18 protein-coding genes and 1 pseudogene are annotated in these 22103 nt (G+C 69.0%); 9 read left to right on the forward strand and 10 right to left on the reverse strand.

Going from position 1 to position 22103, the window contains the following annotated elements; all coding sequences use genetic code 11:
- Positions 1-38: 38 nt before the first annotated feature.
- Together msrA and AC31A1_RS03815 are read right to left on the reverse strand one after the other, a co-directional pair.
- On the reverse strand, positions 39-719 hold the full coding sequence (gene msrA, locus AC31A1_RS03810) for a peptide-methionine (S)-S-oxide reductase MsrA (RefSeq protein ID WP_489651818.1): 681 nt from the start codon (positions 717-719) through the stop codon (positions 39-41).
- A 150-nt stretch (positions 720-869) separates the two neighbouring features.
- Entirely contained in the window at positions 870-1988 is a 1119-nt protein-coding gene (locus AC31A1_RS03815; protein ID WP_489651819.1) for a hypothetical protein, read from the reverse strand.
- 176 nt (positions 1989-2164) lie between these two features.
- On the opposite strand from AC31A1_RS03815, the gene AC31A1_RS03820 reads away from it, so the two are divergent.
- Entirely contained in the window at positions 2165-3319 is a 1155-nt protein-coding gene (locus AC31A1_RS03820) for a cystathionine gamma-synthase (protein WP_489651820.1), read from the forward strand.
- Positions 3320-3333: 14 nt separating this feature from the next.
- Here the strand turns inward: AC31A1_RS03820 and AC31A1_RS03825 are convergent, their stop codons facing one another.
- The 3 genes from AC31A1_RS03825 to AC31A1_RS03835 form a co-directional block, all read right to left on the reverse strand.
- On the reverse strand, positions 3334-3582 hold the full coding sequence (locus AC31A1_RS03825) for a hypothetical protein (RefSeq protein WP_489651821.1): 249 nt from the start codon (positions 3580-3582) through the stop codon (positions 3334-3336).
- A 34-nt stretch (positions 3583-3616) separates the two neighbouring features.
- Positions 3617-4120 (reverse strand): sigma factor-like helix-turn-helix DNA-binding protein, encoded by a 504-nt coding sequence (locus AC31A1_RS03830; protein WP_393761685.1) that lies wholly within the window; start codon positions 4118-4120, stop codon positions 3617-3619.
- A 139-nt stretch (positions 4121-4259) separates the two neighbouring features.
- Entirely contained in the window at positions 4260-4757 is a 498-nt protein-coding gene (locus AC31A1_RS03835) for a MarR family winged helix-turn-helix transcriptional regulator (protein WP_489651822.1), read from the reverse strand.
- A gap of 162 nt (positions 4758-4919) precedes the next feature.
- On the opposite strand from AC31A1_RS03835, the gene ilvA reads away from it, so the two are divergent.
- From ilvA to AC31A1_RS03850, 3 genes are all read left to right on the forward strand, one after another.
- Entirely contained in the window at positions 4920-6149 is a 1230-nt protein-coding gene (gene ilvA, locus AC31A1_RS03840) for a threonine ammonia-lyase (RefSeq protein ID WP_393761683.1), read from the forward strand.
- A gap of 198 nt (positions 6150-6347) precedes the next feature.
- Positions 6348-7364: an ATP-binding cassette domain-containing protein gene (locus AC31A1_RS03845; RefSeq protein ID WP_489651823.1), complete on the forward strand. Its 1017-nt coding sequence runs from the start codon at positions 6348-6350 to the stop codon at positions 7362-7364.
- Positions 7361-8218 carry an ABC transporter permease gene (locus tag AC31A1_RS03850; RefSeq protein ID WP_489651824.1) on the forward strand — a complete coding sequence of 286 codons (858 nt, stop codon included), beginning with the start codon at positions 7361-7363 and terminating at the stop codon, positions 8216-8218. The genes AC31A1_RS03845 and AC31A1_RS03850 overlap by 4 nt, the downstream gene beginning before the upstream one ends.
- Positions 8219-8318: 100 nt before the next feature.
- Here AC31A1_RS03850 and greA read toward each other — a convergent pair whose 3' ends face one another.
- Entirely contained in the window at positions 8319-8819 is a 501-nt protein-coding gene (gene greA, locus AC31A1_RS03855) for a transcription elongation factor GreA (protein WP_033285239.1), read from the reverse strand.
- Between the two features lie 168 nt (positions 8820-8987).
- Complete coding sequence (locus tag AC31A1_RS03860) at positions 8988-9386, reverse strand: DUF4307 domain-containing protein (RefSeq protein WP_393761661.1); 399 nt, start codon at positions 9384-9386, stop codon at positions 8988-8990.
- A gap of 147 nt (positions 9387-9533) precedes the next feature.
- On the opposite strand from AC31A1_RS03860, the gene mca reads away from it, so the two are divergent.
- Positions 9534-10394 (forward strand): mycothiol conjugate amidase Mca, encoded by an 861-nt coding sequence (gene mca, locus AC31A1_RS03865; protein ID WP_489651844.1) that lies wholly within the window; start codon positions 9534-9536, stop codon positions 10392-10394.
- Positions 10387-10656 carry a hypothetical protein gene (locus tag AC31A1_RS03870; protein ID WP_489651825.1) on the forward strand — a complete coding sequence of 90 codons (270 nt, stop codon included), beginning with the start codon at positions 10387-10389 and terminating at the stop codon, positions 10654-10656. Before mca ends, AC31A1_RS03870 begins: the two co-directional genes overlap by 8 nt.
- Before the next feature lie 33 nt (positions 10657-10689).
- On the opposite strand, the gene AC31A1_RS03875 is transcribed toward AC31A1_RS03870, so the two are convergent.
- On the reverse strand, positions 10690-13893 hold the full coding sequence (locus AC31A1_RS03875; RefSeq protein WP_489651826.1) for a tetratricopeptide repeat protein: 3204 nt from the start codon (positions 13891-13893) through the stop codon (positions 10690-10692).
- 1548 nt (positions 13894-15441) lie between these two features.
- Positions 15442-16545, reverse strand: coding sequence for a hypothetical protein (locus AC31A1_RS03880; protein WP_489651827.1), 1104 nt, complete (start codon positions 16543-16545; stop codon positions 15442-15444).
- A gap of 800 nt (positions 16546-17345) precedes the next feature.
- On the opposite strand from AC31A1_RS03880, the gene AC31A1_RS03885 reads away from it, so the two are divergent.
- Positions 17346-18154, forward strand: a protein-coding gene (locus tag AC31A1_RS03885; RefSeq protein WP_489651828.1) for an IS5 family transposase whose coding sequence is annotated in 2 segments (ribosomal slippage) — positions 17346-17687 and positions 17690-18154 — 807 coding nt in all. Because the reading frame shifts where the segments join, the coding sequence is not laid out codon by codon here.
- A gap of 23 nt (positions 18155-18177) precedes the next feature.
- Here the strand turns inward: AC31A1_RS03885 and AC31A1_RS03890 are convergent.
- Positions 18178-18936 carry a hypothetical protein gene (locus AC31A1_RS03890; RefSeq protein WP_489651829.1) on the reverse strand — a complete coding sequence of 253 codons (759 nt, stop codon included), beginning with the start codon at positions 18934-18936 and terminating at the stop codon, positions 18178-18180.
- A gap of 287 nt (positions 18937-19223) precedes the next feature.
- Between AC31A1_RS03890 and AC31A1_RS03895 the strand changes: the two are divergent.
- Together AC31A1_RS03895 and AC31A1_RS03900 are read left to right on the forward strand one after the other, a co-directional pair.
- Positions 19224-19679 (forward strand): annotated as a pseudogene (locus AC31A1_RS03895) (transposase); the annotation flags it as partial.
- A gap of 372 nt (positions 19680-20051) precedes the next feature.
- The gene (locus tag AC31A1_RS03900) at positions 20052-22085 is read left to right on the forward strand and encodes a thioredoxin domain-containing protein (RefSeq protein ID WP_489651830.1); all 2034 of its coding nucleotides are present in this window, start codon (positions 20052-20054) and stop codon (positions 22083-22085) included.
- Positions 22086-22103 lie beyond the last annotated feature (18 nt).

The following is a 22103-nucleotide window of genomic DNA, read 5'->3' on the forward strand; positions in this document are numbered from 1 at the left end:
CGTTCCCACCGCTGAGCCCCGCCCGTTCTCGCCGCCGGCTACTTCTCCGCGGAGTCCGGAGCCTGCCCGATCCCGATCGGGCAGGACACTCCGGTCCCGCCGATCCCGCAGTAGCCCGCCGGATTCTTGTCGAGGTACTGCTGGTGGTACCCCTCGGCCGGGTAGAACACCCGGCCCTCCGCCGGGAGTATCTCCGTGCTGATCGTGCCGTAGCGCGACCGCGTGAGGACCTGCTGGTAGGCCGTGCGGGATGCTTCCGCCGCGGCTGCCTGCTCGGGGGTGTGGGTGTAGATCGCCGAACGGTACTGCGTGCCCACGTCGTTGCCCTGGCGGAAGCCCTGGGTCGGGTTGTGCGACTCCCAGAACGTCTTCAGCAGCCTGTCGTACGAGATCAGCTTCGGGTCGTAGACGACACGGACCACCTCCGTGTGACCGGTCAGGCCCGAACAGACCTCCTCGTACGTGGGGTTCTCCGTGTACCCGCCCTGGTAACCGACGAGCGTCGTCCACACGCCCACCGGCAGCCGCCAGAATGTGCGCTCCGCACCCCAGAAGCAGCCCATTCCGAAGTCGGCGATCCGCAAGTGCTCCGGGTACGGGCCGAGCAACGGGCCACCGAGAACGGTGTGGCGATCGGGGACCGTGAACACCGGCTTCGGCCTGCCCTGCAAAGCCTGTGCGGGGGTGGGGAGTTGGGGCGTACGGCTGTGCAGGAACATACGATCTCCAATCGGGCCGCAACGAGGGTCCGCAGCTGCTGAACGGGCGAGCCCCGCCGAGAATTCCGCCGCCCTGTCGAGGGCGACCAGCTTCGTGTACGACCCGCTTCGTGTACGACCGCCCCGGCGCCCAGCGCTCGGCACCGGCACTCAGTGCGGCAGGCTCGCCGGACTCCCGCCGTTCGCCTCGTACCCGGCAACCGCCAGCGCCCGATAGACCGCGAACTCCGCCGCCGGGTCCGGGGACAGGGTCCAGGGAAGGGCCCCGACGTGGCCGTCGATGTGTATGAGCTGGTTCATCGCCTCGGACCAGCGTTCCGCGCGGACGAGGAAGAAGACCAGGAGATGGCGGACGTGCGCCAGCATCGGGTCGTCGGGGCGGGCCGCGTTGACGGCGAAGAGCGCGCCGTGGATCGCCTTCTCCACGACCTCGCTCTGGTAGAAGCTGTTGACCAGGTTCACCTCGGGGAGGTGCTCGAAGACCGCGAAGAGCGGCATCGCGGCGAGCAGGGAGCCCTGCGGGGCGCGCGCGGCGGCCGCCTCCGCGAACGAGTTCGCCAGCTCGCGCGACCCGTGCCATTTCTCGCACCAGTAGTGCAGCGCCGCCAGATGCGCTCCCATGTGTGCCGGCGCGCGGTCCAGGATCTTCAGCCACAGCTGCTCGAACTCCGGCTGCGGATACGTCAGTCCGCGGGCCACCGACAGCTCGACGATGTATGGGACCGGGTCGCCGGGGGAGAGGAGCGCAGCCTGTCCGCAGGCGTCCCGCGCCTCCTCCATGATGATGCGGAACTCGTCGGTCCCCCGCGTCGACGTACGCCACGCCTGCTGCACCAGGAACTCCGCGTGCACGGCCGCGCCGCCCGCGTCCTTGGGGTGTTCGAGCCGCCACACCCGCAGCCACTGCCCGCCCGGCGTCTCGCTGACCCCGCCGGGCCGCTGCTGCAGCTCCAGCGACGCGGCGCCCGCGAAGGCCTGCACACGCTGCCAACGCAGCTCACCCGTGATGTCGGTGCCGGCCAGCAGCTGCATCGCCGCGCGGTAGTCCTGCGTGCGCTGCACCAGGTCGAGGACGTCCAGCAGGTCCTGGTCGGGGCCGGGCATGCGGATGTCCAGCTCCTCCTCGCGCACGAAGCCGTAGGCCGCCGGGTCCGCGGCGTCCGGGTGGCCCGGCGAGACCTGCTCGATCGCCCCGCGCCTGCGCCGCAGGAACGGGACCAGCACGAAGCCCAGCATGACCAGCGCCATCAGGACCCAGAGAATCTCCATGCCACAAGCGAACCAGACGCGTCCGACAATTGGCCAACCCGGTCCGCCGCCCTGTGGAAAACCGCCGCCGTCCCGCTCCTAGCCCCAGGGGAACACCGCAGCCGCCCCGCCCCCGCGGCCCTGTGGAAAACCTCCGGATCGTCGTCCACCCCGCAGGCGCACTACGCTCGGGGCTCATGAGCGACAGGCACATCAGTCAGCACTTCGAAACCCTCGCGATCCACGCGGGCAACACCGCCGATCCCCTGACCGGCGCGGTCGTCCCGCCGATCTACCAGGTCTCGACCTACAAGCAGGACGGCGTCGGCGGTCTGCGCGGCGGCTACGAGTACAGCCGTAGCGCCAACCCCACCAGGACCGCCCTGGAAGAGAACCTCGCCGCCCTGGAGGGCGGCCGCCGCGGCCTCGCGTTCGCGTCCGGACTGGCGGCCGAGGACTGCCTGTTGCGTACGCTGCTCAGCCCCGGCGACCACGTCGTCATCCCGAACGACGCGTACGGCGGCACGTTCCGTCTCTTTGCGAAGGTCGTCTCCCGGTGGGGCGTCGAGTGGTCGGTCGCCGACACCAGCGACCCGGCGGCGGTACGGGCGGCCATCACCCCGAAGACGAAGGTCGTCTGGGTGGAGACCCCCTCGAACCCGCTGCTCGGCATCACCGACATCGCGGTCGTCGCGCAGATCGCCCGGGACGCGGGCGCCAAGCTCGTCGTCGACAACACCTTCGCGACGCCGTACCTCCAGCAGCCGCTGGCCCTCGGCGCGGACGTCGTCGTGCACTCCCTGACGAAGTACATGGGCGGTCACTCGGACGTGGTCGGCGGTGCGCTGATCGCGGCCGACGAGGCGCTCGGCGAGGAGCTGGCATACCACCAGAACGCGATGGGCGCGGTAGCCGGGCCCTTCGACTCCTGGCTGGTGCTGCGCGGCGCCAAGACGCTGTCGGTGCGCATGGACCGGCACAGCGAGAACGCCACCAAGATCGCCGACATGCTCACCCGGCACGCACGCGTGACGCGCGTTCTCTACCCGGGCCTCCCGGAGCACCCCGGTCACGAGGTCGCCGCCAAGCAGATGCGGGCCTTCGGCGGCATGGTCTCCTTCCAGGTCGAGGGCGGCGAGGAGGCGGCCGTCGAGGTCTGCAACCGCGCCAAGGTGTTCACGCTCGGCGAGTCCCTGGGCGGCGTCGAGTCGCTGATCGAGCACCCGGGACGCATGACGCACGCGTCCGTGGCCGGCTCGGCCCTGGAGGTCCCCGGCGACCTCGTACGCCTCTCCGTGGGCATCGAGAACGTGCAGGACCTCCTGGAGGACCTGCAGCAGGCCCTGGGCTAGAAGGGCAGCCGGTCTCACCAACCCGTCAGCGGTGGAGTCGTCTCCGAGGGCGGCTCCACCCAGGGATGGACCATCAGCGCCCATACGGTGAACGCCACGACCGCCGTCCACAGCAGCACCCACATCAGCCGCCGGGCGGCCCTGCGGCGGCGCAGCATCCGGCCGCCGCGCCGCACGACGTCCGCGTACAGCTCCGGCGGCACCTGCGGCGGAGTCCGCTCCATGATCCGTCGTACGGCCGCCTCACGTTCGGGCCTGTTCACGCGCGCGCACCCCCGCTCCACGACCTCTTGGGCGTCATGACGGCACCACCTTGGCCCCGCCCACCTTCGGTGCCGGACCGCGCGGTGGATGCAGCAGCGTCGCCGTCGCCCGCTCGCAGATCGTCCGGACCCGTTCCGTGGGCAGCCCGAGCAGTGCGGCGGCCTGTTCCTCGGCGACCCCCTCGTACAGCCTGAGGACGAGGATCAGCCGCTCCTGGGGCACGAGCGCGCCCAGTGGGCTGTCGGGGTGGGGGCGGGACCGGCCGAGACCGCCGTACTGGTGCCAGGCCGCGCGGGCGAAGCGGGTGGCCAGGTACTGGCGGGCGCGGTCGTACGGGTCCTCACCGCGCAGCCGGTCCCAGCACGCGTACGTGTGTGCCAGGGACAGCGTCAACAGGCGTCGCGCGCGCGGGTTGTCGTCCGGGGCCTCCGCGGTCAGCAGCGTGGCGGCATGCAGCAGCCGCCCTGCCGCGCCCGCGACGAACGCCTCGAACTCCCGGGCCCGGCGGGCGCCTTGGGACGCCTGCCGTTCTCGCACCGCGCAGCCTCACCCCTTGAAGGACCCGGTCTCATATGAGGCCAGGGCGGACGCGAGGTCAAGAGTTCGGTACGAAAGGCGGGAGTCGGGCATCACGCGCGTGTGCTCCGGCCCCGCGCTCTTCAGAAACCCGCGCCCTTCAGGAAGCCGACGCCGTCTCGGTGCCCGGGACCGCCATCCGCGCGGAGAGGGCGCTGTTGAAGCGTGTGAGGAGCGCGCAGAACTCCTCGCGCTCCTCCGGCGCCCAGTCGTGTGTCAGCTCCTCCATCAACTGACGCCGGGACGACCGCACTTCCTCCAGTCGCGACTGCCCGCGCGGCGACAGCTGCAACACCACCGCGCGGCCGTCCTCGGGGTGCGAGGTGCGCTTGACGAGCCCGGTGTCGACGAGCGGCGCCACCTGCCGGGTGACTGTGGAGGAGTCGATCCCCATGCTCGCGGCGAGCGCCTTGACGCCCATCGGGCCTTCCTTGTCCAGGCGGTTGAGCAGCAGATACGCGGCGCGGTCCATGGAGTTGCGCACCTGTCCGACTCCGCCGAGCCGGGTCTGTTCGGCACGGCGCGCGAACACCGCCACCTCGTGCTGCAGCGTGTCGAGGAGACCGGGTTCACCGACGGTCGTCATGTCCATCGACATTTCAGGTGTTGTGGGCATGGCCGGGGGCTCGCTTCATGAAGGGGTGCTGGGTTGGGGGACAGGGTACGCGGCCGGAAGGCAGGCCGTACCGACGCTGCGCAAACCAGTCTCGGAGGTTGGTCACAGCCGTGGCGAGCGCCTGTGAACTGCGATGCTTGAGTCATGAGCTACAGCACGGCTGACTCCTTGCGACCCGTCACCCTCGACGATGTACGCGGCGCCCAGAAGATGCTCACGGGCGTGGCGCGGGTGACCGCGATGGAGGGCAGCAGGCACCTGACCCAGCTCGTCGGCTCGCCGGTGCACTTCAAGTGCGAGAACCTCCAGCGGACCGGCTCCTTCAAACTCCGCGGCGCCTACGTCCGTATCGCCGGACTGCTCCCCGAGGAGCGCGCCGCCGGTGTCGTCGCCGCGAGCGCCGGCAACCACGCCCAGGGCGTCGCCCTCGCCTCCGCGCTCCTGGGCGTGCGCTCCACGGTGTTCATGCCCAAGGGCGCGCCCCTGCCGAAGATCAGCGCCACCAAGGAGTACGGCGCCGAGGTGCGCCTGCACGGCCACGTGGTCGACGAGACACTGGCCGCCGCGCAGGAGTACGCCCATGAGACGGGCGCGGTGTTCATCCACCCCTTCGACCACCCGGACATCATCGCGGGCCAGGGCACGGTCGGCCTGGAGATCCTGGACCAGTGCCCCGAGGTCCGCACGATCGTCGTCGGGATCGGCGGCGGCGGGCTCGCGGCCGGTGTCGCGGTCGCCGTGAAGGCGCTCCGGCCCGACGTGCGGATCGTGGGCGTCCAGGCGGCGGGCGCGGCCGCGTTCCCGCCTTCGCTGGCGGCCGGTCGCCCGGTGGCGATCAGGAACCCGGCGACGATGGCCGACGGCATCAAGGTCGGGTGCCCCGGCGAGGTGCCGTTCGGGATCGTCGCCGAGCTGGTGGACGAGGTCCGCACGGTCAGCGAGGACGAGCTGTCCGCCGCGCTGCTGCTGTGCCTGGAGCGGGCCAAGCTGGTCGTCGAGCCGGCCGGTGCCAGTCCGGTCGCGGCGCTGCTGAGCGATCCGCGGGGCTTCGAGGGGCCGGTCGTCGCGCTGCTGTCCGGCGGGAACGTCGACCCGCTGCTGCTCCAGCGCATCCTGCGCCACGGCATGTCCGCGCAGGGCCGCTACCTGGCCGTACGGCTGCGGCTGACGGACCGGCCGGGCGCCCTCGCGACGCTTCTCGGGGTGTTGTCAGTGGTCGACGCTAACGTCCTGGATGTGAGCCACGTCCGGACCGACCCTCGGCTCGGGCTCACGGAGGCGGAGGTCGAGCTGCATCTGGAGACGAAGGGTCCGGTGCACTGCGCCGAGGTCGGCCACGCCCTGCGCGACGCGGGGTACACCGTCATCGACTGAGATCGGCCGTCGACCGAGGTCAGAGCCCCTCGTCACCCGTTCCGTCACTCGTTCGAGAAAATCCGTTGAGAGACGCGATACATCGCGTTATGGTGTGTCTCGTGCCGGCCCGCAGGCAGCTGCATGCCGCTCCCATGGGCAGAACAAAAGACACATACCTAGTCTTTTCCAAGAATCCCCGACGACGTGGAGACTCATATGCCAGGCGCCATCTATGCCGAAGGCCTGGTGAAAACCTTCGGCGATGTGAAAGCTCTGGACGGCGTCGACCTCGATGTCCCCGAGGGCACCGTGCTGGGCCTGCTCGGGCCCAACGGCGCGGGCAAGACGACCGCCGTCCGCTGTCTGACCACCCTGCTGCGCCCCGACAGTGGCAAGCTGGTCGTCGCCGGCCTCGACGTGCTGAAGCAGCCCAACGAGGTGCGGCGTTCCATCGGCCTCTCGGGCCAGTTCGCCGCGGTCGACGAGTACCTGACCGGCAGGGAGAACCTGCAGATGGTCGGCCAGCTCTACCAGATGAAGGCCAAGGCGGCGAAGGCCAGGGCCGACCAGCTGCTCGATCAGTTCAACCTCGCGGACGCCGCCGACCGTACGGCCAAGACCTACTCCGGAGGCATGCGCCGCCGGCTCGACCTGGCGGCGGCGCTCGTCGTCTCCCCGCCCGTGATGTTCATGGACGAGCCGACCACCGGCCTCGACCCGCGCAACCGCCAGATGCTGTGGGAGGTCATCAAACAGCTCGTCTCCGGCGGTACGACGCTCCTGCTGACCACCCAGTACCTGGAGGAGGCCGACCACCTCGCGCACGACATCGCGGTGGTCGACCACGGCCGTGTCATCGCCCGCGGCACCTCCGACCAGCTCAAGGCCCGCACCGGCGGCGAGCGCGTCGAGGTCGTCGTGCACGAGCGCGACCACATCGCGATCGCCTCAGAGGTGCTGCTCGGCTTCGGCAAGGGCGACACCACCGTTGAGGAGCACACCCGCAAGCTCACCGTGCCCGTCACCGGCGGCGCGAAGCTCCTCGCCGAGGTGATCCGCGAGCTCGACTCCCGCGGCATCGAGATAGACGACATCGGCCTCCGCCGCCCCACCCTCGACGACGTGTTCCTGTCCCTGACGGGCCACCTGGCCGAGGAGAAGGCCGAGGAGAACGGCACGGAAGCGAACGAGAACCCCACGGACCGCAAGCACAAGAAGGAGGCCGCGAAGTGAGTGCCGTCACCGATGCCGCGCCGGTCGCGGCGCCGAGCAGCGCGCTGGGCCAGTCCGTGCACGACTCACTGGTCGTCGCCAAGCGCAATCTGATCCGCATGAGCCGGATTCCGGAGATGGTCATCTTCGGCCTGATCCAGCCGATCATGTTCGTGGTGCTGTTCACCTACGTCTTCGGCGGTTCCATGCAGATCGGCGGCAGCACCAGCGCCACCGACTACAAGAACTTCCTGATGGCCGGCATCTTCGCGCAGACCGTCACGTTCGCCACCGCCAGTTCCGGCGCGGGCATCGCCGACGACATGCACAAGGGCCTCATCGACCGGTTCCGCTCGCTGCCCATGGCCCGCGGCGCGGTGCTGACCGGGCGGACGCTCGCGGACCTCGTGCAGACCGCGCTGACCCTGCTGGTCCTCGCGATAGTCGCCCTGCTGGTCGGCTGGCGGGTCGGGTCGGACGGGGGCACCAATGCCGGCAAGGTGCTCGGTGCCTTCGGCCTGCTGCTTCTGCTCGGGTACGCGTTCACCTGGATCGGCGCCCTGATCGGGCTCAGCGTCCGTACGCCCGAGGCGGCCACCTCCGGCGGGCTGATCTGGCTCTTCCCGGTGACGTTCATCTCGAACGCCTTCGTGGACACCAGCCACATGACCCCGTGGCTGCGCCACATCGCCGAGTGGAACCCGTTCAGCGCCACCGTGCAGGCCTGCCGGGTGCTCTTCGCCAACCCGGGACAGTCGCCCTCGGACGCCTGGCCCATGGTGCACCCGGTGTGGGCCTCACTGATCTACTCGCTGCTGATCATCGTCATATTCCGGACGCTGGCGGTGCGGAAGTACCGCTCGGCCACGGCCTGAGACGGCACGCGGACCGCTTCTCGGGACAGCTCCCGAGCACGGCGAGCCCCGGGCGCCGCAAGGCCGCCGGGGGCTCGCCGAAGGGCGGGTGTCCTGAGGGTCAGCCGTTGTACGGCTCGGCCTTGAGGATCGTCACCGAGGCCTTCTTGCCGTTGGGCAGCTCGTACTGCGCTTCCTCGCCGACCTTGTGGCCGAGCACGCCGGAGCCCAGCGGGGACTGCGGCGAGTAGGTCTCGATGTCGGCGCTCGCGTACTCGCGCGAGGCCAGCAGGAAGGTCGTGGTGTCGCTCTCGTCGCCGTCGAAGGCGATCGTGACGACCATGCCGGGCGCGACCGCGCCGTCCGACGACGCCGGAGCCTCGCCGACCTTGGCCTTCTCCAGAAGCTGGGTCAGCTGGCGGATGCGGAGCTCCTGCTTGCCCTGCTCCTCCTTGGCCGCGTGGTACCCGCCGTTCTCGCGCAGGTCGCCCTCCTCGCGAGCGGCCGCGATCTTCACGGTGATCTCGGCGCGCGCGGGACCAGACAGGTACTCCAGCTCGTCCTTGAGCTTGGTGTACGCCTCCTGCGTGAGCCAGGTGACGTCTTCGCTGGTCTGGGTCACAGGTGCTCCTCGTAGGTACTGGGAATACAAAGCATCGCCCTACCCAGAAGAATGTTCCTTCATGGAAGGGCGAAACCACGAGCCTAACAATTCAATGGCGTCAGGGGGAGGACATAAGCCGTCAGACATACGTCAACGCTGGTCAGCGCCTACGTAACGAGGCTGACGTCAGTCGGAGTGGCAGCCCAGCAGCTCGGCCGTGGTGCCCCTGGCCGTGGTGCGCAGGGTCACGACCTTGTCGATGCGGGTCGCGGAGCCGCCGAAGTGGAAGTCGGCCCGGCCCACCTCGGACTGGTCGGCGGCCTGGGAGCGCAGGGTGCAGTAGCCGGTGGTCCCGGAGTCCTTGTGGACCTCCAGATGCACCTTGACCTCGTTGCCCGAGGCCTGGAACGTGATCACCTCGGCGCTGATCTTGGCCTCGACGACGTAGTGGTAGGCGAAGTACCCGACGAGGGCGAGCAGGCCCGCCGCGAGGACGGCGCCGGCGACCTTGAGCTTGTGGTCGGCGCGCTCGTCCGACGAGCGGCCGTAACGGCCCTCGGGCAGTCGCGCACTCGCCGTACTCATGATCGTCCTTTCGGCAAGGGACCGGTGAAGCAGGCCCCCGGAATTATTCGCCCCCGGATTCGGTCACTATAGAAGCGCCGATCGCACCCGAAGACACCGGGGCGCCGACTTACTGAGGATTGAGTCTTGACTGACCAGCTGCGACTGATGGCCGTCCACGCGCACCCCGACGACGAGTCGAGCAAGGGCGCGGCCACCATGGCGAAGTACGTGTCCGAGGGGGTGGACGTGCTGGTCGTGACCTGCACGGGCGGGGAGCGCGGCTCCATCCTCAACCCGAAGCTCCAGGGTGACACGTACATCGAGGAGCATATCCACGAGGTGCGCAAGAAGGAGATGGACGAGGCCCGCGAGATCCTCGGCGTCAAGCAGGAGTGGCTCGGCTTCGTCGACTCGGGGCTGCCCGAGGGCGACCCGCTGCCGCCGCTGCCCGAGGGCTGCTTCGCGCTGGAGGACGTCGACAAGGCGGCCGGCGAGCTGGTGAAGCAGATCCGTTCGTTCCGTCCGCAGGTGATCACCACCTATGACGAGAACGGCGGTTATCCGCACCCCGACCACATCATGACCCACAAGATCTCGATGGTGGCGTTCGAGGGCGCGACGGACACCGAGAAGTACCCGGAGTCGGAGTACGGCCCGGCGTACCAGCCGCAGAAGCTGTACTACAACCAGGGCTTCAACCGTCAGCGCACCGAGGCCCTGCACAGCGCGCTGCTGGCGCGCGGCATGGAGTCGCCGTACGAGGAGTGGCTCAAGCGCTGGAACGAGTCGGGGCACGTCGAGCGCACGCTCACCACACACATTCCCTGCGCCGAGTTCTTCGAGATCCGCGACAAGGCGCTGCTCGCGCACGCCACGCAGATCGACCCCGACGGCGGCTGGTTCCGGGTGCCGATGGAGGTCCAGAAGGAGGTCTGGCCGACCGAGGAGTACGAACTCGCGAAGTCACTCGTCGCCACCTCCCTCCCCGAGGACGACCTCTTTGCGGGCATCCGCGACAATGCCTGACATGAGCTCAAGCGCAGCCCTGGCAATGACGCACCTGGTCCCCCTCGCCGAGGTCGACGAGAACAAGGTCACCCCCGGCGTCCTCGGCTTCATCGTGTTCGCGGTGATGGCCCTGGCCGTCTGGGGCCTGATGAAGTCCATGAGCAGGCAGATGAACAAGGTCGACTTCAAGGAGGGCGCGGACCCGAAGGCCGGGCCGACCGCGGAGTCGAAGGCCGAGTCCGGGGCCGCCCCGGCCGAACCCAAGGCCAAGCAGGGCTGAGGCGGCCGGTCCGGCGGCCCGCACGAGGGGTGCTCAGGGGGTGCCGGACACCGCCACCCCCATCACCTCCCGCGCATGCCGGCTCGGCACCATGCCCAGCCGCCACGCCTGCCAGCCCGCCTCCAGGTTCACGCCCCGCTCCAGCAGCAGCTGGTACGCCTCCACGTAGTCGTGGAGTTTCTCGTCGCGGTACGGGTGCCCGGCGCGCGACAGCTGGGCGAGTTCCTCCTGGGCGACCGCCGTGCCGACCTCGACCCCGCCGGGGGCCGCGTACGGCAGCAGCGTGGAGCGCAGGAAGTGCGCCCAGTCCTCGCCGCGGTGGTCGCCGTACGAGGTGAACAGGCCTACGGCCTCGTCGCACAGCGTCAGTGCCTGTTGCGTACGGGCGTTGCCCGCGTCGACGACCGCGAGCTCCAGGCAGGTCCACGCCTCGCCGTGGGCGACGCCGATGCGCTGGAAGTCGGCGCGGGCGTCGACCAGGAGCTGGCGGGCGAACCCGGAGTTGCGCAGCGAACCCGTCTGGGCCGCGCGCTGGTCGCGGGTGACGCGGGCTGAGTGGTGCCGGGCGCAGGCGAGGCCGTAGACGTCGCGCATGCGGGAGAACATCGTGCGGGAGCGTTCCAGCTCGCGCACCGCGAGGTCGAGGTTGCCGGTCTCCTCCAGGGCCTGGCCGAGGTAGTAGACCGTCCAGGCCTCACCGCGGGCGTCCTCGTTGTCGCGGTGCCGGGCGGCGGCCTGGCGCAGGCCGTCGATCGCGGGGGACGGGTCGCCGGCGATCAGGCGGGCGCGGGCCAGCTGGGTGAGGGCCCAGGCCTCGCCGCGGGCGTCGCGGGTGCGGCCGTAGAGGCCGAGGGCTGTGGTGAGTTCGGACTCGGCGCGGGGGATGTCGCCCATGCGCAGGCCGAGTTGGCCGAGCTGGAAGTGGGCCCAGGCCTCGCCGTGGACGGATTCGCCGGCGCGGTGCAGGACGAGGGATTCGGTCAACAGCCGCATGGCTTCGGGTAGTCGGCCGCGATCCCGCTCTACGGCGGCCAGGGCGTGCATCGTCCAGGCGCGGTCCGTGGCGAGTTGGGGTGGCGCTTGCAGGTCGAGGGCCTCGCGGAGTTTCGCCGCCGCCTCGGTGAGGTTGCCCTGGTGGTGGAGGGTGATGCCGAGCGAGCACAGGGCGCGTGCGGCGCCCGCGTCGTGATGGGCCTCCATGTAGAGGTCGACGACGGAGGTGAGGGTGGTGCGCGCCTTGTCGAGTTCGCCGAGCTGCCGGGCCGCGATGCCGGTGCGCCACTGCACCGAGCGGACCAGCAGTCCCTGGTCGACGGCCTGCGCCAACTCGCTGATCTCACCGAGTCGGTAGAGGTCGCCGCGCAGCAGGCAGTAGTCGCACAGCGCGCCCAGCAGATTCAGTACGGCGCCCTGGTCGACGCCCTCCGCGTGCCGCAGCGTCGAGGTGATGAAGCTCGACTCGTCGTCCAGCCAGCGCAACGCCTCGTCGAGCGAGGTGAAGCCGTGCGGGCCGAACCGGTCCGAGCGCGTCGACATGTTGCCGTCGACCAACCGCAGTACGGAGTCGGCGAGTTCGCCGTAGTTCACGATCAACCGCTCCTGCGCGGCCGTACGTTCCGAGGGTTCCTCCTCGTCGAGGAGGCGGGCCTGGGCGAAGGCGCGGACCAGGTCGTGCAGGCGGTAGCGGGTGCCGCGGACGTGGTCGATGAGGCCCGCCCGGGACAGGGCCTCCAGCTGGCGGGTCGCTTCCGTCTGGTCGGTGGCCAGCAGGGCGGCCGCCGCCGCAGCGCCCAGCGAGGCCCGGCCGGCCAGCGCGAGCCGGCGCAGCAGCCTGCGGGCCTGGTCCGACTGGTCGGTGTAGCGCAGCCACAGCGCCCGCTCGACCGGTTCCACCGGGCCGTACGCGCCGAGATCCGTGGCCAGTTGGCCCGGTGAGCGGGGGCCGAGGGACGAGCCGGCGATCCGCAGCGCCAGCGGCAGCCCGCCGCACAACTCCCTGATCCGCTCGTCGGATTCGGCGTCGTACGGCTCCGAACCGTCCTGCGCGGCCGCGCCCAGCAGCTCCTCCGCGCCCGCCGCGTCCAGCGACTCCACCGGCAACTGGTGCACCCAGGCGGCCAGTTCGGCGGGCAGGTCCAGCGGCTTGCGGGCGGTGACCACGACCAGGCTGTCCGAACGTTCGGGCACCAGCGTGGCCACCTGCGCGACATCGGAGGCATCGTCCAGGACGATCGTCACCGGCAGTCCGGTCAGGTGCTGGTGGTACAACTCGCCCAGCCGCTTGACCTGTTGGTCGGGTGAGGAGCGCTCGCGGAACAGCAGCTGCTCGCGGGGTGCGCCGAGCCGGTTCAGCAGGTGCAGCAGGGCATCACGGGTGGGCAGGGGCGGCTCGCCCGGGCTGTCGCCGCGCAGATCCACCACGCAGGCACCGCGGAACTGGTCCCGCAGATCGTGCGCGGCCCGCACGGCGAGGGTGGTACGCCCCGAACCCGGCGCACCGTGCAGCACGACCACGGTCGGCCGGGTCTCCGTACTCGCCCGGCCCGCCTGCACCAGTTGCCGAATACGGGCCAGCTCAGCCCGCCGCCCGGCGAACGCCCCCACGGCATCCGGGAGTTGACCGAAAGACTGCTCCAGCACACTCCTTCTCCGCGCCGCCGCGCTCTTGTCCGCACCGCGCAACTGAGGCCCCGGCTTCCGCGTCGGCCCGGTCGAGGCGGCGAGCACCCGCTGCTGGTCCAGGAACGGCCGGATACCCCGCACCTCCAGCGCCGTCAGCCACTGCAACCGCAGCTGCTCCGGGCCACCGGGCTGGCTCACGGCACCGGCGCGGTGATGCGCGGCGGGCAGATGCGAGGCGGTCACCTTCACGACGGTGGCCGCCGCGCCCACGACACCCACGGTCACGCCGGCGCCGAACGCCGTCCCGGTCCCGGTGCCGAGGGCGAGGTCGGCCACCACGGCGGCGACCGCGCCAACTCCCGCCACCAGCAGGGGAGTTCGGCCGCCCTCCCGCGCATACCGCTGCCCGAAGGTGAGCTGCCCCGCCGACGCCTCGTCGAGAGCCCCCGTATAGGCCGCGTACTCCTCGGCCGCCGTCTCCGCCATGGCGTCCAGAGCGGCCCGGGACCGCGCCAGCAGCACCTGCCCGTCCGTGCGCCCGCCGGAGCGCCGCACCTCCTCCTCCACGGCCCGAGCCAACAGCCGCTCGGCATCGGTCCGATGGCCGTCCCGCATGTGTCGTCTCCCTCCGGCGGCAAGTCCCTGGCCTATGAGTGTCCTTCGGGGGAGGCGTTAGCGCGAGGGGGCGACGATCATCCGTTGGCGGTACGGGAGCGGGAGGCGGTCTCGCGGTCATTGGCTCCGGTCAGGCACGATGAGGGGTATGCCGAACCAACTGGCCCACGGCGATCGCAGACTCACCGTGATCCACGCATCCGCCTTTCCTGCCCGGCGGGCGGCCAACGGCAGGCGTATTCGCCACAGACGTACCGTCCTTGACTGCGAGAGTGCTGATGCATCACTCACTGGTCAATGGCAGTGATGTCCACGAGCTAACAGCGGATTCCATTGCCCTGCAGGTCAAGGTGGGGTCTCGATGAGTACCAGGAAGGACTGTTGGGTCCGCTCGGGGCCGGTGCTCTGCGTTCCGTGCCCCACCGGTCCGAAGTGTTGCGCAAGACACTGAAGTCTTTGAACAACGAGTTGGGGCGATCCTTCGCGAGGTTGGATTTTACATCGTCCGAACCCGCCAACCAGGGCGGACGAGGACCCCGCCCGCACCGCGGACGGGGCCCTCGTCGTTTGGCTCGGCCGCAGAGGCTACGTCTGCTTGCGCCGCGAGGGACGCAGGTCTCTCAGTTCTTTGATCGCCGACGGTACTGCGAGGACGACCCTGGCAGCTGCTGCCCACACAGTGACGCCTGCGAGCTCTGCGGCTGTCGCCGGAACGCCGGAACGGCCGACAAGCACGTATGCGAGCAGACCGGTCAAGGCGGAGAGAAGCCCGACGACCGAAACCCAGGACAGTACCCAGGTGCCGGAGCGGTTCGGGGCGGGCCAGACAGCCGCGGAGCGTCGAGGCCCTGGACAGCCGTGAGGAAAGCGTGCGGGCCGGATCTCCGGAGCGGGCGCATTTCGGGTTGACGCGGGAGCCGATTTCCCCCACGACCTCTCGACTCGGGTGTGATGCGGGCACGAACGCCGGGTCTTGGTCTTCCCTGTGGTGCTCGCGCCTCGGAGCCGCGTCTCCCCATATGAGGACCGTCTTGCGAAGGCTCGCGGAACGCTCGACTCATCCGCGCGAATCGGCGTAGGAGCCGACGGACATGGCGGTTTCCGAGAGCGCGAACAGTGAGGTGAGTCCAGAGCCCGGAGCCTTGGCCGGACGGCGAGTGCCACACGAGCGTGCCCACACCGGGAGGGACGTCGACAGCTCCCTCTCGGGAATCCGATCAGGGCGGCGCGGGCAGACCGCGCCACGGTCGCCATTCGGTGCATCGGCCTTTCCGAGCCGTACGCGCCGCCGACAACCGACGAGTCGGCCGACAGGAGGAGCGAAAGGCACGCCCGAAGGCGTGAGTCGCCTTGGTTCCGAAGCGGGTTCCCATTAGCGTGGGAATCGCCTTTCATGTTGCATGAGGGCACGCTGAAGCCCCCTTCTGGGAATGTTTCCCTACGTGGGTGGGTGGATGGGGAGGGCCCTGGCGGGTACAGAATTCGACCTCTTCACCGTCAGGGCCCTGTTTTCGGAGTTCTTTCTCAGGGTCGCCGCAAGGGTGCGAACTAAGACTTGATGTCGCTGTCCCTGGCGCCCGCAGCGACGTCCACGAAGCGGCGCAGCAATCGGTACACGGAGAGCAGTTCCTCTTCGCTGAGTTGAACCAACTCGTGCAGCTCGATGGGCCGACCGACGAGTTCGCCTACAAGCGTCGTCAACCGTGATGTCGGCTGAGCCGACTGGATGCCAGCACTCCGAGCCGTCTGCGGCGGAATCGCGTCACTGCGCAAGGGAGATCCGTGATCCGGCGTCGGCTGGGCATCAGGGGCGTGTCCACTGTTGAGCATCTCGTCCTCGGAGATCCCGGCCCGGCTGACCGTGGTGTATGGAGTATCGGGGAGAAGTTTTGGTGAAGGGCCCTCGAACGTGGAGTCGACAGCCGGATCGGTTGCGGCTTCCTGGCCATCGCCGTCCACGAGCGCACTGTCGTTGGCGCTGGCGGAGTCCTGTCCCAACTGCGGTGGTGCCCCTGGGAACTCGTCGACGAGAGCATTGTCGACGCCCTGGCCGCCTTCGTTGGCACCAGCCATGTCCTCTTCGAGCTCTTCCGTCACCGCCGACTGCTCTGCTTCAGCCGAGACTGGGGCGACGGCGTCGGCGTTCCAGCGGACATACCCCTCGCGTACAGGCAGGAGCAGCCGAGCCTCCAGCAGCCAGAGGATCAGAACCTCGACCTCGCCGCGCCGGGTTTCCGGTGCGCGGGCGGCGGCCAGCAGGCGATTCACCAGAGCGACTTGCCGCCCACCGTGCTGCCCCAGCTCCTGGCGGGCAATTTCGGCGAACCAGCTCCGTTCAAGCACGATCGCCAGCTCGCGGCGGCCGAGCGTCTCGCTGCGCCCCCAGGCCTCCGCAATCCTGCGTGCTGCCGGGGTTGCACGGTAGATGCCGCGTCCGCCGCCACGAACCAGTAGGCCGCAGGAATGCAGAAATCCGGTTACGAGGCCCTTCCTGTGATTGGAAACGCCGGGCACTTCTAGCTGTTGGCTCGTGAAGACGCCTAGGTGGCGCCCGGCAGCGAGCATGACCATCAATTGATGCACGAAACGGGTGCGTACCGTGGGGAGTTGGTAGCGCAACGCGACTTCCTTCACTTGCTGTGACCGGTTCATTCGCCTCCTTCCTGCAAAGATCACTTGGATTGGCTGCAGACTAAACCAGGGCCAGTGGCTCTCAGGCTGACCGACACGGCCAATGCAGCCGTGGGATGTGCAGCTGTCGATAGCTTTTCGGGCAACCCGGTATGACTCACTGTATTGGCAGGTCAGCGGTATCGGGGACTGACCTCGGGCCGGGGTGGTGTCCCTCGGGCGCCTCTCTCGCTCAGGCGGCATCGAATTACAGCATCGACTGCTTTCGCTGTCACGGTCCACTCCTCCGTAAATCCCTGCCTGATAGAGTCCTGGATCCGCGAAGGCCCTTGCGCTCGGTGCAGCATCTTCCCGGATGTCTCGCCCTTGCTGGGTTCTCATCGTGACTGTGCTCGGCCAATGACAGATGTGTCCTCGGGCCGCCGCACAGGTGCGCCGCGGCCCGCGAGCGCCGCAGCCTCATTTTTTATGCCAAACGGCTTGTGGGCCATGATTGGCAGTCGCGATTCGTCGGTGCTCCACAGCATGTATGGCAACTCGACTGCCGCGAAATTACTTTACCCGTTCCGGATGGGTTCCGTTCGGTCGATGCGCAATAGTTGGCGAGAGGTTGCGTTCGCTGCGCCGCGACAGGTAAGCGAATGCGTGGGGGGCAATCCGCGTTGTGCGTTTCGGAGACGCGGTATCGGACGGGTCTCGGATGTCCGGCTCAACTTCCTTTTCATCCCGCGGATTTCGCACATTACGAGCCCGTAACACGATCTTGTTGAAGTGCCCTGGTCCGGCGTGACCGATGTGACGATTCGGCCGTTCGGGAGGGTGTGAGTGCTCGGCCGTGGATCGTGGACGACGAGTTGTGGGCGCTGATCGGGCCGCTACTGCCGCCATGGCCGGAGAAGGCGCCGGGCCCGCAGCCGGTAGCGGACCGGCTGTGCCTGCAAGGCATCCTGTATGTGCTCCACAACGACATAGCCTGGCAACTCCTGCCCCCGGAGCTGGGGTTCGGCTCCGGACAGACGTGCTGGCGACGCCTGGATCGCTGGCAGCAGGCCGGTGTCTTCGAGCAGCTGCACCACATCCTGCTCGCCGAACTCAACGCGGCCGGCGAACTCGACTGGTCCCGCGCGTGCGTGGACGGCTCACACATCCGCGCGAAAAAGGGTGCCCCGACACGGGGCCGTCGCCGGTCGACCGGCGGAAGACGGGCAGTAAACACCATCTGATCTGCGACGGACGCGGCACCCCGCTCAAAGTCATCACCACTGCGGCCAACGTCAACGACGTCAACCAGACCATCGCCCTCGTCGACGGAATTCCGCCCGTGGCCGGACGGATGGGCCGTCCGCGGCGCCGCCCTGACTCACTTCTCGGTGACAAGGGCTACGACTCCAACCCCAACCGGCGCGAGCTGCGCAAGCGGCGGATCCTGTCGGTCATCTCCCGCAAGGGCGCCCCGAACATCAAGGGGCTGGGCAAACTCCGCTACGTCGTCGAGCAGACTTTCGGTCTGCTCCACCAGTTCAAGCGCCTCGCCGTCCGCTGGGAACGCCGAACCGAACTCCACGACGCCTTCGTCTCCTTGGTTTCCAGCCTCATCTGCTGGAGACGACTCAAGAAAGCCCACGCATGATCCTTCTACGCGCTCCTGGACCGCTATGACTGGAAGAGTGCGACCTGGTCCGACACCGAGAGGTCCGAAGCACAGTCGGGACACGCCGTGGAGCCAAACAGGTGAGTCAGATGCTCTGCGACTGCTGGCTGTCCAGCGCTGATGGCCACTCCGTGCAGCCGAGACGCCAGCGGCGGCAGGTCCACGGGGTCCGCCGGGCGGACCTCGGTGACTATGGGTCCCTCACGGCCGACAACCCGAAAGCGCGCGGTCGGGTCCCGACGGCGAGTGCCTGGACCCTTGTAGGAGAGGCCAATCTCCAAGCTCAGAGCGCAGGAGGGGCACACAGCGGGGTGCTCTTCGCCACGCAGGCTGCGCCTCCATACGGGCACCCCCTCAAATGCCAGGAGGTGCTCCAGCCAGTACAGAAAGTCGTCTGCATCGCCCTCGAAGGGCCGTGTCATCACGACGTTCTGGGTCAGCTGGTGCAGTTCGTTGATCGCGGCCGGGTAGCGCGTCTGGACGTAACCGGGCTCGTGAAGCTGTTGCTCCTCGACGACGATGCGGCCGGCCAACCCAAGGGCCGGCCGTCGACCGCCCGGTTTGCGACCGGTAGCGATGTCTGTCAGAACGGGCAGGGCAGCGAAGCTGGCTGTGTACACCGACCCCTGGTGGTAGAGGGAGGCCCACAGTTCCTCCCACGCCTCGTCAGCCAGCTCGGGATCACCGACCTCGTCAAAGAGCCGCGGTAGGTCGGATGCGGATCCATAGGCGTGCTTCAGACGGGACCAGTCCAGTGTCATGCCCGCAATCATCCCAGCCGCATCCGACCGGCACCCCGACCCTCACCAATACCACCGACGAGATCGTGTTACGAGCTCTACAGACGTTCCGTCGTCGCTCTGACCTGGTCGTGTCCCGCCAAGTGGTGTGAGCGATCAGGGTTCGTGAACACGCGGGCGATTGCCCGAGGCGTGCATCCGCCGTTGCTGCTCGTTCCCTGAACATGGGCAACGCACCGTGCAAGTCCCACTGGTGAACAGGCAGTTCAACCGGCGAAGCGCACGATGGGCTTGTCCGGTCTGATCTGATGCATGTGCTTCAGTCGCTACGTTCGGCCGACGGAGTTGGGGCGAGCGGGATGCTGTATCAGCGCATCACCTGACGGGACGGCCATCGCGTGTGGTTGGTGACCAGTCAGGGCCGCCGATATCGATCTGAAGATTCCCGAGGTGCGGGCCGGGTCGTTCGTCCCTTCGCTGCTGGAAGAACGTCGGCGCATCGGCAGGGCTCTGTTCGTCGTGGTGATGGAAGCATACGTGCACGGGGGGCGCCGCTCTCGATGGACGACCTGGTGAAGGCAGTGAGCACGGACGGCGGGACCTCGCAGTCGGAGATGTCGCGGATCTGCGGTGAACTCGACGCCGCACCGATCGTGTTCAGCGAGCGGCAGTTGGACCACACCGTCTTCCTTTGCGTGTTCCTGGATGCCACTTGCTGTGAGGCCCAGGTGAACCACCGGATCGTGTCGCACGCGGTGGTCTTGGTGTACCGGTGGTGCACCATCACGGTTCGGTCGGTGGTCTCCCAACCGGCCGATACGACTGTGGCGCTTGACGCATGTGGGCTCACCGCGATCGTCTCGTCCACGATCTGAATGCCGCTTTATTGCTTCTAGGACCAGGAGTCGTGCTACTCCGCGCTGATCTGAGCGTGCAACAGGCAGGCACGACCATCCTGGTCACGGCGTGTCTCCGTCGAGGACGCGCGAAAGTTCTGGTGCTGCCCGGCTCGGCCTACGGTTCTGCGCCGCAGAGGGCGCTCGGTATGAGTGAGTGGGGGCCTCCCCTTCATATCCGATGCGGCGCGCAGACAACCCGGTCGACCCCCAGACCGCTCGGAGCGACGTGAGAGGGTGATGGTCGTGAACCGACTGGCCCATGAGACATCCCCGTATCTGCTCCAGCACGCCGACAACCCCGTCGACTGGTGGCCCTGGTCGGCCGAGGCCTTCGGTGAGGCTCGGAGGACCAACCGGCCGGTGCTGCTCAGCGTCGGGTACAGCAGCTGTCACTGGTGCCACGTCATGGCCCACGAGTCCTTCGAGGACCAGTCGACCGCCGACTACCTCAACGAGCACTTCGTCAGCATCAAGGTCGACCGTGAGGAACGGCCCGATGTCGACGCCGTCTACATGGAGGCCGTCCAGGCGGCCACCGGGCAGGGCGGCTGGCCCATGACCGTGTTTCTCACGCCGGACGCCGAGCCCTTCTACTTCGGGACGTACTTCCCGCCCGCGCCCCGCCACGGGATGCCCTCCTTCCGGCAGGTGCTGGAGGGGGTGCGCAGTGCGTGGACCGACCGGCGGGACGAGGTCGCCGAGGTCGCCGGGAAGATCACGCGGGACCTGTCCCAGCGCGAGATCGACTACGGCAGCACCGAGGCCCCCGGCGAGGAGGAGCTGTCCGGCGCACTCCTCGGGCTCACCCGGGAGTACGACCCGCAGCGCGGCGGATTCGGCGGCGCGCCCAAGTTCCCGCCGTCCATGGCACTTGAGTTCCTGCTGCGCCACCACGCCCGCACCGGCTCCGAGGGCGCCCTGGAGATGGCGCGGGACACCTGCGAGCGCATGGCACGCGGCGGGATCTACGACCAGCTCGCGGGCGGGTTCGCGCGCTACTCCGTCGACCGCGAGTGGACCGTTCCGCACTTCGAGAAGATGCTCTACGACAACGCCCTGCTGTGTCGTGTGTATGCGCACCTGTGGCGGAGTACCGGTTCGGAGCTGGCCCGGCGCGTGGCCGTCGAGACCGCCGACTTCATCGTGCGTGAACTGCGGACGAACGAGGGCGGGTTCGCCTCCGCCCTCGACGCCGACAGCGACGACGGGACCGGCAAGCACGTCGAGGGTGCCTACTACGTCTGGACGCCCGCGCAGCTCACCGAAGTTCTCGGTGAGGAGGACGGCGGACTCGCCGCCCGGTACTTCGGCGTGACCGACGACGGCACCTTCGAGGAAGGGCAGTCCGTCCTTCAACTCCCGCGGGACGAAGGGGTCTTCGACGCCGCGAAGATCGAGTCGGTCAAGAGCCGTCTCCTGGAAGCCCGTTCACAGCGTCCCGCCCCCGGCCGCGACGACAAGGTGGTCGCCGCCTGGAACGGCCTCGCGATCGCCGCCCTCGCCGAGACCGGCGCCTACTTCGACCGCCCCGACCTGGTCGAGGCCGCCGTCTCCGCCGCCGATCTCCTCGTACGCCTGCACCTGGACGAGCACGCCAAGCTCGCCCGGACCAGCAAGGACGGCCAAGTCGGGGCGAACGCCGGGGTGCTGGAGGACTACGCCGATGTCGCGGAGGGCTTCCTCGCGCTGGCGTCGGTCACGGGGGAGGGGGTGTGGCTGGAGTTCGCCGGGTTCCTGCTCGACCACGTGCTCGCCGGGTTCGTCGACGAGTCGGGGGCCCTGTACGACACCGCCTCCGATGCCGAGCAGTTGATCCGGCGGCCGCAGGATCCGACCGACAACGCCACCCCGTCCGGCTGGACCGCCGCCGCCGGTGCTCTGCTGAGCTATGCCGCGCAGACCGGCGCCGAGCCCCATCGCGCCGCCGCGGAACGGGCGTTGGGGGTCGTGAAGGCGCTCGGTCCGCGCGTGCCGCGGTTCATCGGGTGGGGGCTGGCCGTCGCCGAGGCCTACCTCGACGGGCCGCGCGAGGTGGCCGTCGTAGGGCCCTCGCTCACCGACGAAGGGACGAAGGCCTTGCGCCGTACGGCACTTCTGGGGACCGCGCCCGGGGCCGTGGTCGCCTTCGGGGTGGCGGGGAGTGACGAGCTGCCGTTGCTCGCCGACCGGCCGCTGGTCGACGGGGGGCCGGCCGCGTATGTCTGCCGTAACTTCACCTGTGACGCGCCGACGACCGACCCGGAGCGGCTGCGCACCGCGCTGAACAGGTGAAATGTCACGGTCGTAACC

Source organism: Streptomyces sp. P5F9 (assembly GCF_057961495.1).